10 protein-coding genes are annotated in these 17385 nt (G+C 47.3%); 6 read left to right on the top strand and 4 right to left on the bottom strand.

Annotated elements, in window-relative coordinates:
* Positions 1-270 precede the first annotated feature (270 nt).
* From RDP42_RS09050 to RDP42_RS09040, 3 genes are read right to left on the bottom strand one after another with little or no spacing between them, the layout of a single operon-like run.
* Positions 271-1953 carry a DUF4493 domain-containing protein gene (locus RDP42_RS09050; protein ID WP_308763413.1) on the bottom strand — a complete coding sequence of 561 codons (1683 nt, stop codon included), beginning with the start codon at positions 1951-1953 and terminating at the stop codon, positions 271-273.
* Positions 1954-1959: 6 nt separating this feature from the next.
* A complete protein-coding gene (locus tag RDP42_RS09045) occupies positions 1960-3321 on the bottom strand; it encodes a DUF4493 domain-containing protein (RefSeq protein ID WP_308763412.1) in 1362 nt (453 codons plus the stop codon).
* An 11-nt stretch (positions 3322-3332) separates the two neighbouring features.
* Positions 3333-4154 carry a DUF4493 domain-containing protein gene (locus RDP42_RS09040; RefSeq protein ID WP_308763411.1) on the bottom strand — a complete coding sequence of 274 codons (822 nt, stop codon included), beginning with the start codon at positions 4152-4154 and terminating at the stop codon, positions 3333-3335.
* 259 nt (positions 4155-4413) lie between these two features.
* Between RDP42_RS09040 and RDP42_RS09035 the strand changes: the two genes are divergently transcribed.
* Together RDP42_RS09035 and RDP42_RS09030 are read left to right on the top strand one after the other, a co-directional pair.
* Positions 4414-5532, top strand: coding sequence for a PCMD domain-containing protein (locus RDP42_RS09035; RefSeq protein WP_308763410.1), 1119 nt, complete (start codon positions 4414-4416; stop codon positions 5530-5532).
* Between the two features lie 15 nt (positions 5533-5547).
* Complete coding sequence (locus RDP42_RS09030) at positions 5548-6333, top strand: porin family protein (protein ID WP_308763409.1); 786 nt, start codon at positions 5548-5550, stop codon at positions 6331-6333.
* A gap of 74 nt (positions 6334-6407) precedes the next feature.
* On the opposite strand, the gene RDP42_RS09025 is transcribed toward RDP42_RS09030, so the two are convergent.
* Positions 6408-7979: a PCMD domain-containing protein gene (locus RDP42_RS09025; protein WP_308763408.1), complete on the bottom strand. Its 1572-nt coding sequence runs from the start codon at positions 7977-7979 to the stop codon at positions 6408-6410.
* A 290-nt stretch (positions 7980-8269) separates the two neighbouring features.
* On the opposite strand from RDP42_RS09025, the gene RDP42_RS09020 reads away from it, so the two are divergent.
* The 4 genes from RDP42_RS09020 to RDP42_RS09005 all read left to right on the top strand — a co-directional run bounded on the left by RDP42_RS09020 (position 8270) and on the right by RDP42_RS09005 (position 17273).
* Entirely contained in the window at positions 8270-10732 is a 2463-nt protein-coding gene (locus RDP42_RS09020) for a TonB-dependent receptor domain-containing protein (RefSeq protein WP_308763407.1), read from the top strand.
* A gap of 39 nt (positions 10733-10771) precedes the next feature.
* Entirely contained in the window at positions 10772-11617 is an 846-nt protein-coding gene (locus RDP42_RS09015) for an AraC family transcriptional regulator (RefSeq protein ID WP_308763406.1), read from the top strand.
* Positions 11618-11815: 198 nt separating this feature from the next.
* Entirely contained in the window at positions 11816-14665 is a 2850-nt protein-coding gene (locus RDP42_RS09010) for a two-component regulator propeller domain-containing protein (RefSeq protein WP_308763405.1), read from the top strand.
* Between the two features lie 133 nt (positions 14666-14798).
* On the top strand, positions 14799-17273 hold the full coding sequence (locus RDP42_RS09005) for a TIM-barrel domain-containing protein (protein WP_308763404.1): 2475 nt from the start codon (positions 14799-14801) through the stop codon (positions 17271-17273).
* Positions 17274-17385: the final 112 nt, after the last annotated feature.

The raw sequence follows: 17385 nt of genomic DNA, 5'->3' as shown, positions 1-17385 counted from the left end.
GAAGGCCAGCTGCCATATTATCCCGGAAGAAATAACCCGCATACGGACTCACTTTAAAGGTATAGCCTTCACCGTTAATGTCGTTCAAAATTAAAAACTTATAGTTATCTCCCGTCAATTCCATATAGGAGAAAGTTATCCCTCCCATCCAGGAACCTTTCGGCACAAAAAGAGAAGGCTTTATATTACGGTCATAACTTTTTCGTGCGTACACCGAAGTGACGCACAAAAAAGTTAAAAATAGAATCAAATATTTCTTCATGAAAAATATTAATAGTATGACAATTCAAAATCATCTACCCAAAGGGTACTGCCTTTGGCTAACTGACCAACCACTTTTGTATTCAACATTCCTGATCCTTCAAATTCACCTCCATAACGGCTGGAAGTCGCCACAATGGTTATTTTATCAGGATGCTTAGTCTTGTCAGTATACTCAATCGGCAATTCAAAACGAGTGTATGTTGAAACAGTCTCATTAGTAACAAAGTGTGACTCAGCAATCACCTCTTCTCCCGACCAAAGCTTCACATAGATATCACATTCATCTACGGTCAATTTACGATCTGAAGGAATCTTTCCATTCGAGTTCATAGAAGTACCTGGAGTGTACTTATAATATCCCGTCAGCTTGACCGGACGAGCTCCATGATAAGCACGTCCAAACTGTACACTAGCAGCCATATCGTTAAGGTTAGTCGAATAGTTACCAATCAACAGATTACCCGCAGCATATCCAACCAAAGTCACTGTTACAGTTTCCAATTTTGCGGCTTTACCCGTTCTGGCATCACTTCCTTCTACAGGAATGCTATTAGAACTACCTATAGTAGTCACTCCTTCATTACCCGTTGCCCAATAACTGTTTGAGGCATCTGAATTAGGATACCAATTCTTTCCATTCTGAGCCCAATTATCAAAACCCAGATTCGGTATTTCTACAAAGGATTCCGTTGTAAAGCTACAAGTCTCACCCGTCTTATCTCCACACAAAATATAATATTCATATTCTGTTCCGAAATCCAGCGGAGAAACTTTAGCTGAATAATTCTTTGTACCTGCTTCCTGAACAGCATCCACCGTAGTCCATTCCGAGTCAGCTTTCTTTTTATAACGGAACTGTACAGGCGAGGTGATTTCTTCCAAATTACAAGCACCCGACAAATAAGCGAACTGTCCCCACACTTTAGACACATCCAGTCTGATATCAGCTGTTTTCAAATCAGGATTATCCTGTTTTGTAGGAACTTTTACTGTAACATCATATTGATGAATGGTCTGATCAACTGTAATATCAAATGAAGCATTTCCTTCTGTAACGTCCAAATTCACCTTATAATAATAAGCCGCTTCTGCCTTTGCGGTAATCTGCTGCGTGAAAGATTTTCCATTATTGAAATCCACTTGCACCGTCAAAGGTTGGCCTGCCTTTACATAAGCGGCACGTGTTTCATCTTTTACGAAAGGAATACTCAAATCTGTCCCCTCAATCGAACAAGCATAATCACTAAAAGCTGTTTTAAAGCTTTCTGAACAATTTACTGAAACCATTGCCTGTGCCAATTTACACGTAATTTCCACAGCCTTGGCTTTATTTGCTTCAATGGCTACCTCTTCCTGCCCTTCGTAATAAGGAGCAGCCTCAAAGCCTTGTGCCTCCTTATCTTTATCTGCTGAATATGCTTTGATAGTATAAGTGGCTACCGGCAACAATACGTCGTTTAACTCTGTCCAATTGTCGGCATGTTTTACCACAGCGGCTGAAGCGTCCAATATATCTACGGCTATTGTTTCCGAACTGGTCACATCGGCACGCGTCGTCACATTCTTATTGACGTCCACAGAAGACAACTGGAGATAACCATATCCCTCGCCTTCCTCTATTTCTGACTGACAGGAAGAAACCAATCCTGCCAGAAGAAATAATCCAACCATTATATTTTTTAATTTCATAACTTTTTACTCCCCTTGTTTTGGATTTACCATCACTGTAATATCGCCGTCTTTTGTAATTACCCCATCTGAAACAGACAAGTTAAACACACTGCTTCCAGATTGAACAACCCCTGGCACAAGTACCAATAACGATCCCAATCTAAAAGTAAAATCGTTACAAGTTCCGGCATGCAACTGATTATATTCATCTTCTGTAATCAGCTGCAAAGTATTGATTATTGTAGGTTTAATATCTTCTGTCAAATTACAAATGTCAAATGTAGCAGGTAAACCAACCATAAACAGAAGATTAGAAATTTCTCCAGAAATTGTTACATTCAAGTTCTTAATCCCATTGGGAGCCAAAATATGCACATCCTGCAAACCTGCAATCTCAGTATCCCCATTTGTACAAGTATAGGTAGCGGGCAATCCTTCAAATGTAATTGAAGCTTCCGGTTGTTCCGGTTCTTCCGTACCTCCTTCTCCACCAGCATCCGGCACCTCCGGTCCGTCATAAGTAATGTTTTCCACCGGGATTTCAATAGTTTCTCCCACTTCCGTAAAGGTCAAATCCACTTGCAAACCAATAGAAAGATAAGAATCTGTAGCACCTTCTTCTGTCAGATTAATAACAAAAGAGTCTCCATCAGCCAATTCCGAGTTACCTTCCGCATCAGTCGGTTTCTGTACTGTGGCAGTCAATTCAATAAAGTTACCCTCCGTAGAAGTGGCTTTCACCGCAACTGTCAAATGACTCTGTTGAGCAGGCGTTTTGAAATAGTATTTTTTACCCAAGTCATCTTTTGTGAAAGTCTGGGTAGCTCCCTCCCCATTATCCACTGTAATGGCATAATCATCCTTAAAAGCGTCTGTAAAAGAAGTGGTTACCCCAAGCTCCATTTCCACACAGGCCAGTTTACAAGACAAACTTACCGCTGTAGAAACACCTTTTTTCACAGAAAAAGTCTGTTCACCCTTGAAATAAGGACGTTCAGAAACTGTCACGTTTTCTCCATCATAATTATAGGCTTCTACCCTATAATCACCTTCTGCTAAAGGAATCAGTATTTTCCCCTCCTCATTTTTCAATTTGCCGACCGTACTGTTAGTCACTTCTTCCTGGGTAGATGTATTCGTCACTACCAATGTATAAGTATCGATATTTACATCTTCTTCATCAAAATGTCCAGTAGTAGCACCATTATCTACCACTGCATCTGCACGGCTGATTTTTACGCCATTGTAAACAGAAGACAAATCCAGCTCCAACACACCGTCGTTGGGGCCAACCTGACCTTTTCCTAAAATTTCATCACGCATCTCGCAAGATGAAAGGCCGATTACCAGTGCCAATAAGCCAATTAAACTCTTATATCTTTTCATATTTTTTCCTTTTAATTTGAACCTGGGATATATTCTCCCGGAATATTTACTGTTACATCCTTTTCAGTCACTCCATCATCCACCGTTACGGTCAAACCGAATTTTCCTCCGGCTACACTGCTACCGGTCGGTTTAATGGTCAAGGTATAAGCATAGCAAGGCTTCAAATCAATTTCTTTCGTAGATTCAAAGCCGTCTACTGTGACAGGATTTCCCTCTTTATCTGTCAAAGCAAATGTCAAAGTAGCTTTTGTTCCTTCATCACCCGTTTTCAGATAAAGCTCCTTCCCTTCATCGGCCTTGCCCATGGTGAAAGCGTCTGTCATGTAATCAGTCTTCACTGACACTTGGCAATCCTGGAAATAATTGTCAAATGAATCAGTGTCATTTTCCCCTTTGTATACGACTGACATTTTTGCATTGGCAGGCTTGCAAGTAATAGAAATCGTTTTCTTGTCTCCTTGAGATACCGAGAACGTCTGACTTCCTTTCACATAAAGTTGATCGTACCCTGCAGCCACATCTTCCCCATAATAAGCTGTCACGGTATAAGAAACACCGAAGTCAACTTTTTGTTCCAGCTCCAAGTCTTTGTAAAGCTTGTCTGTATACACGGCTTCTTCCCCTTTATACAAAGACACTTTATAGTTGTCCGTATTCAGATAGGCACTTTGGTCTATCGCACGACTATGATAAGACAGTTCAGACGACAAGTCAATCATCACACTGCCTGTTTCCGAAAAACTCTCCTGTTCCTTTTCACTGCTACAACTTCCTAAAAAAGTGAGAGAGGTCAATAAAAAAGAAACCTTTAAATAACTTTTTATCTTCATTTGGACATATATATTTTTTCTGTGTGCAAAGTAACACCAAATCCAAAATCCTCACAAGGTCTTTTTTTTTTATTTTTGGCTGATTTTTAATAATACATTAAAAACAATCATCCCTTTTATCTGATAATTAGTATAAAAAGCCTTTTTATAAAGCAATCCAATGGTCTATTTTTAAAATTCAAACGTCCCTCACCACAGCATCCTATGAAAAAATTTATACCTTTGCCAATGCAATACTAAACTGAAAACTATTAACCAAATGAATTCAAAGTACATTTTATCCGGATGCTTGTTAAGCCTCTGCTTCAGTTCCTGCATTCAGGACGAGGCACCCAATGTAGAAGCAGCCATAGACGGTTGCACCGGAGCCCAGATTCAGTCTGCCACCATCGACCATTTAAGGAAAGAGGTGGAAGTCTATGTGTTGGACGGAACCGACGTTTCCCAACAGGAACTGATTTTCACGCTTCCCGATGGAGCCACCATCCAAGCAGAGGAGACGGAAACCAACGACCGGCCTCCTTTGTATGATTTCAGCCAGCACGCTTCCAGACATTTTGTGGTAACCTCCGAAGACGGACACACACAGACCGAATACCTTATCCGGATAAACAAACTGACCTTACCCACAAGTTATTCTTTCGAGGAACTGAAAACCATCACTCCCTACAATGTCTTTTATCTGACAAACGCATCGGGCATCATGCAATGGGCAAGCGGGAACCCCGGATACGACCTGAGCGGCATGGCCTTGAACGAAACGCAATACCCCACTGTACAGTCTCCCGCAGGCTATTCCGGAAAATGTGCCAAGCTTACGACACTCAGTACCGGCAGTTTCGGGAAACCGCTGGGGATGCCCATCGCCGCCGGAAATTTATTTATCGGTTCTTTTGACACCCGGAATGCCGTACTGGCTCCCTTGCAAGCCACTCACATGGGATTTCCTTTCACCAAACGCCCTTCCCGAATGACCGGCTGGTTCAAATACAAGGCGGGAGAAACCTTTACCGACAAGGCGGGTAACGCAGTGGCAGGGAAAAAGGACCGGGGCGACATTTATGCCGCACTTTACGAAGCTCCCAGCAGTGACTTCTCGCTCGACGGCAATCTTTTCCCAAACGGAACGGGAATCGATGAACACATCGTGCTTCTGGCCCGCATCCCGGAACAAGAAATGACGGAAACTGACGACTGGAAAAAGTTCGACCTGGAGTTCACTCCTCAAAACGGAAAGACCCTTAATGCCGAAGACCTGAAAAACGGAAAATACAAACTTGCCGTGGTATTCTCTTCCAGCGTTATGGGAGCCTACTTCCAAGGGGCAGTCGGCAGCGAATTGTGGATAGATGAAGTGGAAATTATTTGTGAAAACTAATCGATAGAAAAAGACATGAAAAAATATATATTACCCCTATTGGTCCTGTTCTTATGCAGCTTCACTCTGACGAGTCACGCACAGTCTTCCTCCCACAAAGGTCTGGCATGTCTGTCCTCACACGGACTGGACTATGAGATAAAGGCCGGAATCAATATAGGAGGAACTTCTCCCCTGCCTCTGCCCAAGGAAATCAGAAGCCTGGACAGTTATTCGCCCGGGTTGGCCATCACCTTGGAAGGAAATGCCACCAAATGGCTGGATGTAAAACAGAAGTGGGGCGTCAGCCTGGGGCTGCGGCTCGACAAAAAAGACATGGATACCAAAGCCACCGTAAAGAACTATGGCATGGAAATTTTCAGCGAAACCGGAGGGAAAATAAAAGGCCTCTGGACGGGAGGAGTAAAGACTACCGTGAAAATGTCTTACCTCACCATCCCGGTCCTGGCAAACTACCGCATCAGCAACCGCTGGAAGGTAACGGCGGGACCGTATTTCTCTTACATGATAAACGGAGAATTTTCCGGGAATGTATATGAAGGACATCTGCGTACACCCGATGCCAGTGGAAGCCGAGTGAATTTTGAAGGAGAGAACAAGGCTGCATACGATTTCTCGGACAACCTTCGCCGTTTTCAGTGGGGCCTGCAGGCAGGCGGGGAATGGAAAGCCTACAAACACCTGAACATCCATGCCGACCTGACCTGGGGACTGAACGACATTTTCCAGAAAGACTTCACCACGGTCTCGTTTGCCATGTATCCCATTTACCTGAACCTGGGATTCGGATATGAGTTCTGATTAATGAATCCTTATTAATAAAGAAAAGGGCTGAGATGCAAACCTCAGCCCTTTTCTTGATAGTAACCTCTACATTATTCGAAGGTAATCTGCAAATCGTCCAGCAACAATTTACTGTTGGGAGCGCCCTCATACACATCGCCGTTCTTACTGGAGGTGCAGATAAACGCTATTTTATATTTCTTATTGGCATCATAAGATTTGCCGTTCACTTCTTCAAAGTTCAAGTCAAATTTCTTCCAGTCGGTCGCACCGCCATTCTCAATGCCCGCACGCATCACGATAGGGGCATCGGCCTGTTTGATGCTTTCTCCATCCAACACGAAGTCTTCATTTGCAGCCTCATACAACACCGCATAGATATCACATTCATCCACCTTGTCAGCTACAGTATTCCCATCTTTATCATAATAGGTCTCACCCGGAGTGTACTTGTACCATCCTGAGAATTTCAGGGGCTTTCCTTCATGCATTACACCAAACTTGGTCGATTTCAAAGGTGCTGCTGCATTCAGTTCAAATGTACCCATAAACAAACTTCCGGCCGTGATGTTCGGTGCCATGCTGGCCATCAATGATCCTACAAATCCGCCATAATTTTTCAGGTCTTGTTTGGCTTGCAGCAGACTAACGGTCTGCAAGCAGGCAGCCGTAGTGCCTTCCTTCACGTCTTTCGTTTCCTGAGTCACGCAATAAGGAGGCACCACCACGTCCGAATGGGTAGCGGCAATCCCTTCCAAAGAACTATATACAATGGCGCTTCCTCCATTTGTCGAAGCATAAGGACCTGCCGGAGTATAATAATGATAAGTGTCGTCGTAAGTCCAGTCTTCAAAATTCAAAGCCAGCACTTTTGAACTGATTGACACCTTATAGGCAGCCACCGTACCGTCTTCAGCTGTGACAGTGTAAGTCACGACCTTGCCATTTGAAAAGTCTTGTGCCTCTCCGCTGGCCGGAACCACAGTCGCTCCAGCCGAAACTTCAATGGTGGGTACCAGAGCCGTCAAATAAGCGGCCTTTGCCGTATCGGCAACCATAAAGGTGATGGTCTTTGCTTCTTCATTGATTGTGGTTCCGCCTACCACCAAGGAGTCTGCCGCAGCCACGGCCTTATCGAACACAAAAGAAGTGATTTTGGCTTCACTGCTCTCGTTTCCTTTCAGGCGAGTACCCGAATAAGTCACTTTCACGGCCTGTTTGACTCCACCCGTCAGCGTGGCATCTATATCCAGATTCAGATTCAACGTTCCGTTGCCAATCACTCCGGTCGCATTTACGCCCGCTGTCAGCAATTCGGCTTCAACCGTAGTCACTCCGGTAAACTCATATTTATCGCCATTGGCTGTCAACGCACAATCATTCAAGTTGATGTCTCCAATTTTTATTCCCATGAATGAGAAGTCTGTAATAGACAGACTAATCGTATTATTGCCGGCTTTGCTCACGGAGATAATTTGTGAGTTCACCGTTCCACCCGGAATATCTACACCGCCTTGCGAAATGGAAACATCTAATTTCCCTTTATATTTACCTGCCAAATCACTATCAATAGGAATCTCTATTGATTGGTCTTTACTACAAGAAGTAAACAAATTCACCACACACAAAAGGGCAAACATGTAAAAAAATAAGCTCTTTTTCATCTCTTGATTATGTTTTTAATTACGGTCGCAAAGGAAATCAATATGCATTGTTCCTGCAAGGTCGAATTTTCTTATTTTTTGCCGATTTTTCAAATCACAGAAAACTAATTCTTCAATAATTAACTTCTAAATGCATTTTTTCTCATTTTAAATGGTCTATTTTTAAAATATACTATTTTATCTTATTTCCTGTTTTTATATTTTTAAGTATCAATTCATACAACCGTTTCAAATATCCATTATCTTTGAAACCAGCGAAACCGAAAAAGAAACCCAATATTTTAACCTTTATGAGACACAAAGCACTTGCACATTTCACAGGCATCTTTATTACTTTTTTGATTCTAAACGTATTCAACCTACAGGCACAATATACCGTGAAAGGTATTCTCTTGGATTCGCTCACACACGAAAGCGAGCCTTATGCCACCCTGCGCATTACGCTTGACAAATCGCCCGACAAACCGGTCCGGCTGAACGTAACGGATACCAAAGGACGCTTTCAGGAAAAACTGCCTCACACCGGAAATTATACCCTGCAAATTACCTCCGTAGGCAAACGGGCCGTAGTCCGTCATTTCACCATCACCGAAGCCAAACCTATGGCCGACCTGGGCACTCTATATACCTGCGACGATGCCCAGATGCTGAAAGGAGTGGAAGTGGTGGCGCAAAAACCGCTCGTAAAAGCAGAAATCGACAAGATTTCCTACAGCATAGAAGATGACCCCGACTCAAAGACCAACACGACTCTTGAAATGCTACGAAAAGTGCCTCTTGTCACCGTCGACGGGGAAGACAACATTCAGGTCAACGGCTCCAGCAACTTCAAGGTACACGTCAACGGAAAGCCCAACACGCTGATGAGCAACAATCCGAAGGAAGTGCTGCGAAGCCTGCCTGCCAATTCCGTCAAATCCATTGAAGTGATTACAGAACCGGGAGCCAAATACGATGCGGAAGGCATCGGAGGTATCCTGAACATCATTACGACCGATGCCAAAATGCAAGGATATAATGTGACCCTCGGAGCAAACGCAAACAACATGGGAGTTTCAGGCTATGCCTACGGAACGGTACAGGTAGGGAAATTCACTCTCACCGGAAACTATTCATACAACTACCAGAACCAGCCCCGCAGCCTTTCGGAAAGCGGACGCGAGGATTTCACCTCCACCGATTACCGTTATCTGCAAACACAAGGTTCTTCCAAAAGCAAGGGAAATTTCCAGTTCGGAAATATCGAAGGAAGCTATGAGATAGACACACTGAACCTGATTACCTTCTCGGCCAACGTGTTTGGAGGCAAATTCGACATTCAGGGCGATTCGCACACGGCCATGAGCGACAATGACTGGAACAAACGTTACAGCTACCTGACACGCAACCAGTCGACCAGCCAGTTCGGAAACATTGGCATCAATGCCGACTACCAGCATTCTTTTAAAAAGAAAGGTGAATACCTCACCCTGTCCTACAAGTTCAACAATTCGCCCAACAACAACGAGGCAGACACCTATTACGACGAAGTGCAAGACGTGCCTTTCAGTCTGCCGCACCAATATTTCGACAACGATGCCCACACGGCAGAACATACCACACAGATTGATTATGTCAACCCGTTCAACGGTATCCACTACATGGATGCCGGAATGAAATATATTTACCGCGAGAATTACAGTGACAGCCAGTACTTCCTGGAAAACGCCCAGGGCGAGATGGAGGCCAGTCAGGACCTTTCAAGCAAATACCGGCAGGGGCAGCACATCCTTGCCGCCTACGCGGACTACCAACTGAAGTGGAAAAAGTTCGGAGCGAAAGCCGGTGTGCGCTATGAGCATACATTTATGGATGTGGAATACGACTACATGCCCGAACGCAATTTCAAAGCCGGATTCGACGACGTGGTTCCCACCCTGAACCTCTCCTACATGCTGGGAACGAGCAGCACCCTCCGTGCCAACTACAACATGCGTATCAACCGACCGGGAATATGGTACCTGAATCCTTTCCGCGATACCAGCAACCCGACTTCCATCAGTTACGGTAATCCGGACCTGGATACGGAAAAGGCACACATCCTCGGCATGACGTTCAACAGCTTCAGCGCCAAATTCAGCCTGAATGCGAACCTCACGTACACCTTCATCAACAATGGCATCGAACGCTATTCTTTCATGAACAACGGAGTGCAGGAAAACACTTACGGCAACGTGGGAAAAAGCCAGCGTACACGCCTGGCCTTATGGATGAACTGGAACCCGGGCAGCACCACCCGCATCTCGCTGAACGCCGGCGGCGACTATGCCGACTACCAGAGCAAGGAACTGAACTCGCGCAACAGCGGATTCTCGGGCAATGTGTTCGGCAACGTGCAGCAGACCATTCCCTGGGAACTGCGCCTCAGCCTTTACGGAGGCGGAAGCACCCCTTACGTGTCGCTGCAAGGAAAAGGTTCTTCCTATTATTATTACGGCATCAACCTAAGCCGTTCTTTCCTGAAGGAAAAACGGCTGAACATCTCACTCTTTGCCAGCAGCATTTTCCAGAAATACAATTCCTACCGCGACGAAACCGTGACCGATACCTTCCGCTCCTGGTCGGAAAGCAGCTATCCGTCACGCAGATACGGCATCAGCATCAGCTGGCGGTTCGGAGAATTGAAGACACAGGTAAAAAAGACCCAGCGCAGCATTACGAACGATGATGTGAAGGCAGGTGGCGACAACAAGACAGGCGGAAACATGCAGTAAATTCCTGTAATTTTTCTATCTTTGCGAAAAACAAACAAGATGGAAAAGGAACTTCCCAAAATCGACCTGCCGGAAGAATGGCTCATCGGCACCGGCATCAGCAAGGATCTGCTGGGACTCTATACCAATTATCCCGTGCGCCTGAAATGTGAAATTTTCGTACTTTGCATGTCCGGAGAAGTAGAAGCCTCGGTCAACCTGAATAAAATAAAGGTGGAAGCCAACGACTTCATCACGCTTACCCCCGGAAGCATCTTTCAGATAAACGACATCAAAGGCGACCTGAACATCTACTTCGGCGGTTTCTCGTCCGAATACATGGAACACAACCTCCAGTCGCATTCCTTCCTCGACACCATGTACCTTACCTTAGGACGCCCCGTCATCCGTCTGAAACCGGAAGGGGCCAAAATGATGGAGGAATACATGCAACTGCTCATCAAGATGTATGAGTTCCTGCCCGAGAAAATCAGGCCGGAAATCGCCACCAACCTGTATGCCGATATACATAAAGGTATATCCATCCTCTACCGGAACAAGACCGACGAGGTGCATAACCTGTCGAAAAGCGAACTGATTTGCCGCAACTTTGCCCAGCTGGTCATGCAGCACTACAACCAGACGCGCAACGTGGCCTGGTATGCCGAGAAGTTGCAGATTACCCACGCCCACCTCTGTACCACAGTGAAACAGATTACGGGAAAAACCTGCGTGGACATCATCTCTTCGATGGTCATCATGGATGCCAAGTCGCAGCTGAAGTCATCGCAGCTTTCCATTCAGAACATTTCCGACTCCCTGAACTTTGCCAACGTGTCGTTCTTCGGAAAATATTTCAAACGATACGTAGGAATGAGTCCACTGGAATACCGAAACAACGGATAAAAAGACAGAACGCATCCAGACGCTTTCTGAGGCCGTTTTAAGGCTCTCTGAAAAACGCCAAAGCGTTTGTCAGAAAACGCACTTGCGTTTGAAGTAAAACGCCTTTACGTTTTGATCAAAACGCACTTACGTTTTAAGTGAAACGCAAGTGCGTTTCAAACCAAACGCACTTGCGTTTTTTATACCCCCTGAAAAGCCATGAAAAAAACGTATTTTTTCTTCTTTTTTTGCCTGGTCAGCCTCTTGCTGCAAGCTGCCTCCAGCGTGCGGCTCACCCCCATTCCGTCTCTCCCGCAACTGCCGGTGAGTGCCATACACCGCATTTTCCAGGACAGTGAGGGAATAATGTGGTATGGCACAGTCAACGGGCTGTGCCGTGACGACGGCTACCAAGTGGATGTCATCCGCTCCGACATCCATACGCCTGGACTGCTGCGCAACAACCTGGTGCAGTCTATTTCAGAAGATGCCAAAGGCCGGATCTGGTTCGGTACGGATGCCGGTGCCTACATACTGGACAAGACCGACCGACAGGTCACTCCCCTGGACCCGGAAAGATTGCAAGGAAGTGTGGTCTACAGTATCCGGAAAACCTCAGACGGATGCATGTGGCTAGCCACAGACAACAGACTGATACGATATGACGCATCGGGCAGACACCAGAAAACATACCACCTGTACGACCATGAAGGAAAACCTTCGTGGATGGCCGGGTTCTGCGAAAGCCGGCAAAAGGAAATCCTGATTAACTTAGGCCGGGAAGGCATCTACCGATACGACCGGAAACGGGATACCTTTATACATTATGCCGATCCTCCTGCCGAACGGAACCTGACTTACTTCATCCAGGACTGCACACACAATTACTTTTGGATAGGGACCAGCGGCAATGGTGCACTGCTTTTCAATCCGTCGGCTCCAAAGGATTCCCTCTACACCTATTCCCCTCTCCCCGTCAACCCCATGGGAGAAAAGGAAGGCAACATCCTTTATCTGGCACAAGACAATAATGACGGCACCCTTTGGATGACCACCCGCAGCTCCCTGATTGCCATGCGCTACGATGAAAAGAAACGTCAGTTAGTACAGACAGGTTTCCGTCTGCCGGCCGAATACGGCAGTATGCTGAATGAAATCTATAAAGACAAGAACGGGGCCCTGTGGGTGTCTTCTTTCGACGGCAAGAGTTTCATCGTACATTTTACCGAAGATGCGCCGGAAGAGTATCCGCTCCCCGCCCTGGCAAAGCGTGTCAAGTCTCAACCCGCCATCATGGCTCTGAGTGATGCTGGCGAAGGCAAGCTGTGGATTTCACAGGAACGTACCGGACTCGGACTGTATGACCTGACTCACGACCGTGTATCACTTTACCCTGATTTTCCATCGCTCACCGGTCTCTCTTTAGGAGCCATCAAACAGATGTCGGAGGCCCGCAGGGAAGGAAACGTATGGGTGATTCCCGAAGGAGACAATCTTATCTATGAGTTCAGACGGGAAGGCATGCAGATTGTTCACGTACGTACCCTGTCACTGCCTTCTCCAAAACCCGACGAATATTTCACTCAAACCTACGAAGACGAACGTGGCACACTATGGGCAGGTACGAACCACGGACTGTATGCCTTCAGTCTGCAAAAGAGACAATGGCATATTCTCTGCGACACATTGGGACAGGTGAGCTACATCAAGGAAGACAAACACGGCAACCTGTGGATAGGGACTACCGACAAAGGGCTTTACCGGCAAAGCAAGACCGGCAATTATCAAAGAGTCGTCCCCTCCCTCCCCATCACCTGCCTGAGCCTGCAAGAAGACACCTGCGCCTGGATAGGCACCCAGGAAGGTGGCGTATATGCCCTGCACGTAAAGACCGGACAACTCACCGACCACACCCAGCTTTGCGGCCTGACCGGCAACGTGGTGAACCAGCTGGAATACGACGTGTACGGACATCTGTGGATTGACACCAACCAGAAACTGATAGAATACAATCCGAAAAACCATTCGTTTTCCACCTATCTCACGACCGACAATTCTCTGCTGCTCCACCGTTTCATTCCTACCGCCCTCTGCAAGGGACACGACGGGCGAATTTATTTCGGAGGCATTCCGGGCATCTGCGCCGTCACTCCTTCCGCACGGCTCGACCAGCCGAGTCCCGAAACGCCTACCTTCCTGACCGGCATCGACGTCATGGGACAGCCAAGAAACTGGAAAGACCAATTGACTCTCCAGCCCGATGAATACAGTCTGGAAATCCATTTTTCGTCGCTCGACTACCTGAATGCAAGCAAAATACGTTATGCCTACCGCATGACCGGACTCGACAAGGAATGGAACTACACTGCCGAAGGACAGCCCGTGGCCGTCTACAAACACCTTCCCAAAGGAAACTACGTGTTCGAAGTGAAAGCGACCGACGGCTACGGCGTATGGAGTGATAAAATCACCCGCATCCATATCAAACGTCTGCCAGCCTTCTACCAAACCGGATGGGCCATGGCGTTTTATCTGCTCCTCATAGTGAGTGGAATTTATGCCGGTATCCGCTTCTACCTTCGAAGAATGAAACAGGAAAACGAGGAACTGTATGCCGACAGCACGGAACTGATGAAGATGCGCTCGTACCTGAACGGCAACCGGCAGGATGTCCATCCGGAAGTGCAGATTTCCGACCGGGAGTTTGCCAGCCTTGACAAGATGCTGCTCGACAACATTCTGAAAGCTGTGGAAGACAACCTGAGCGAACCGGATTTCGACGTGCAGCACCTGGCCGAAAAAGTCAACATGTCGCGCTCTACCCTGACCCGTAAGCTGAAGGCCATCACCGGACTGACCCCGTTGGAATACATCCGCCGCGTCAAGATGCAGCATGCCTGCCGGATGCTGAAAGACAGCCATACCACCGTGAACGAAGTGGCCCTGTCCCTCGGCTATTACAACCGGAAATATTTCACCGCCTGCTTCAAGGAAGAGTACGGTCTCACGCCCAGCGAATACCAGAAAAAGCAGGACCAAGAGGGTATATCTGAATCAAAAGAGGGGTAAAAATGCGTCAAAACGCCTTTTGAAGCATTTTATGCCGCTCTTTGGCACATTCTTTTCTCCGCCTCACCAAAGAATCTTTTTACATTTGGTGACGTCAACCTTAGTGATAAACTCCGAAAAACAAATTGACAACATGAGAAAAGAAATTCTGTTTCTGGCCGCACTGGCCTCTTGCATGTCCTCCTTCGCGCAGCATTTTGAAAAGACTGCTCAAGGGGGAAAGTTCCAGACCGCACAACCTGTATTGAACGGGGAAGTGATTTTCTACTCTCCTTCCATCGTGCGCATCGTGAAATATCCTTCGGCCGAAATGCCCGAGAAGAAAAGTTATCCCGTCATCAAGACACCGGAGAAAGTGGAGATTGCCTACACTCAAAACGGGAATACGGTATGCATGACCGCCGGAAAGATAAAGGTGACCTTGGATGTGGCTACCGGAAAAGTGACTTACACCGATGAAAAAGGAAAAACCTTATTAAATGAAAAAGTAGAAGGCACCAACTTTATCCCCCGGAAAGATGTCAACCGCGACGCGTATACCGTAAGCCAGGCCTTCAGCCTTGCACCCGATGAAGCCATCTACGGACTGGGACAACGCCAAAGTGGAGCCATGAACCACCGCAACCAGCAGATTCACCTGTCAAACGGCAACACCAATATCTGTATCCCCTATTTCACTTCCGAAAAGGGTTATGGTGTGTACTGGGATAATCCGGGTATTTCCGATTTCAGTGACACCCCCTACGAAACCTCATTCTCTTCACAGGTAGGCCTTTGCTCCGACTATTATTTCCTTTATAAAGACGGTACGCAGGACGGCGTGATTGCCTGTATCCGCGACCTGACGGGAAAGGCCACCATGTTCCCGCTCTGGACCATGGGCTACTGGCAGTGTCGCGAACGCTACAAGAGCCCCGACGAACTCTGCGGCGTGCTTGACAAGTACCGCAAGCTCGAAATCCCTCTCGACGGTATCGTACAGGACTGGCAGTACTGGGGATGCGACTCCAACTGGAACGCCATGAAGTTCATGAACCCGCGCTACATCAACAAGATGGACGATCCGGCAGCCCTGCGCTACCTGCCGAACGACGAAGACAAGAACGCCCGCTATCCGAAACCACGCTTCAAGAGCCCGGAAGAGATGGTGGAATATGTACACAAGAATAATGCCCACCTCATGATTTCCGTATGGGCCAGCTTCGGACCGTGGACCGACCAGTACAAGGAACTCGACAAGATGGGTGCCTTGTTGAAATTCGAAACTTGGCCGCCCAAATCAGGCGCTCATCCGTACGACCCGTTCAACAAGGATGCACGCGACCTCTACTGGCGTTATCTCAGCCACTTGCATCAGATGGGCATCGATGCCTGGTGGACCGACTCTACGGAACCCGACCACCTGAACCCCAAGGAAAGCGACTTCGACCTGCAAACGGCCGACGGCTCCTTCCGTTCCGTACACAATGCCTTCCCGCTGTCGCACAACCGGGGTATCTATGAACACCAGCGCGCCGTATCGGATGCCAAACGTGTGTTCCAGATGACCCGTTCGGGCTACCTGGGCCAGCAGCACTACGGTGCCCTGAGCTGGAGCGGCGACGTGGTATCGAGCTGGGACGTACTCCGCCAGCAGATTCCGGCCGGACTGAACTTCACGCTTTGCGGCATCCCGTTCTGGAATACAGACTTAGGAGGCTTCTTCGGCTGGGAATACAACAACGACTGCACCAACGTAGCTTACCAGGAACTGCATGTACGCTGGTTCCAGTGGGGCTGTTTCATGCCGCTGATGCGTAACCACTGCTCTTCACCGATGCTGAACGAAATCGACCTCTTCGGCAAGGAAGGCGACTGGGCCTACGACGCACAGAAACGCATCATCGAACTCCGCTACCGCCTCTTACCTTATACATATAGCCTGAACGGAGCCGTGGTACAGGAAGACGGCTGCATGATGCGCCCGTTAGTGATGGACTTCGCTACCGACCGCAAGGCCATCCTGCTGGACAATGAATACCTCTTCGGCAAGCAGATTTTGGTACGTCCGGTCACCGAACCGCTGTACACCAAGAAGGTGGAAGGCAACAAAGGCGTAACTACCGTACCCGACGTGGCCAAGGCTTCCGCTCCAGTGAAAGTATACTTGCCGAAAGGCACGAAATGGATTGATTTCTGGACCAACGAAACCGTGGAAGGCGGACAAGATATCCAGCGGGAATGCCCGGTAGACATCCTGCCGCTCTACATCAAGGCCGGAAGCATCCTGCCCTTAGGTCCGAAGGTACAATACTCTACCGAAAAGAAATGGGATAACCTGGACATCTGTGTTTATCCGGGAGCCGACGGCGAATTCACCCTCTACGAAGACGAGTTCGACAACTACAATTACGAAAAGGGAGCGTTCTCTACCATCCGCTTCCACTGGAACGATGCGACCCGCACGCTGACCATTGACAACCGTCAGGGAGAATTCCCGCACATGCTGAAAAAACGCAATTTCTGTATCACCCTGATGCAGCCGGGCAAACAGTCGGCTGAAACCGTCACGGTGAAACCCGACAAGAAAGTGACTTATACGGGTAAAAAGATTTCTATAAAACTGTAAGACACATTCTCAGAGAAGGTGCGGTTTGAGGAGTCCCGCACCTTCTTTAAAAACACCATCCACACTAATACGAAACACATTACACTCCTCCTATAGGATTATTTAGACCGAA

The sequence above is a fragment of the uncultured Bacteroides sp. genome (assembly GCF_902472605.1).
Classification (GTDB): Bacteria; Bacteroidota; Bacteroidia; order Bacteroidales; family Bacteroidaceae; genus Phocaeicola.
The sequence above is the reverse complement of the archived record's forward strand: the minus strand, read 5'-3'. Positions and strand labels throughout refer to the sequence as shown.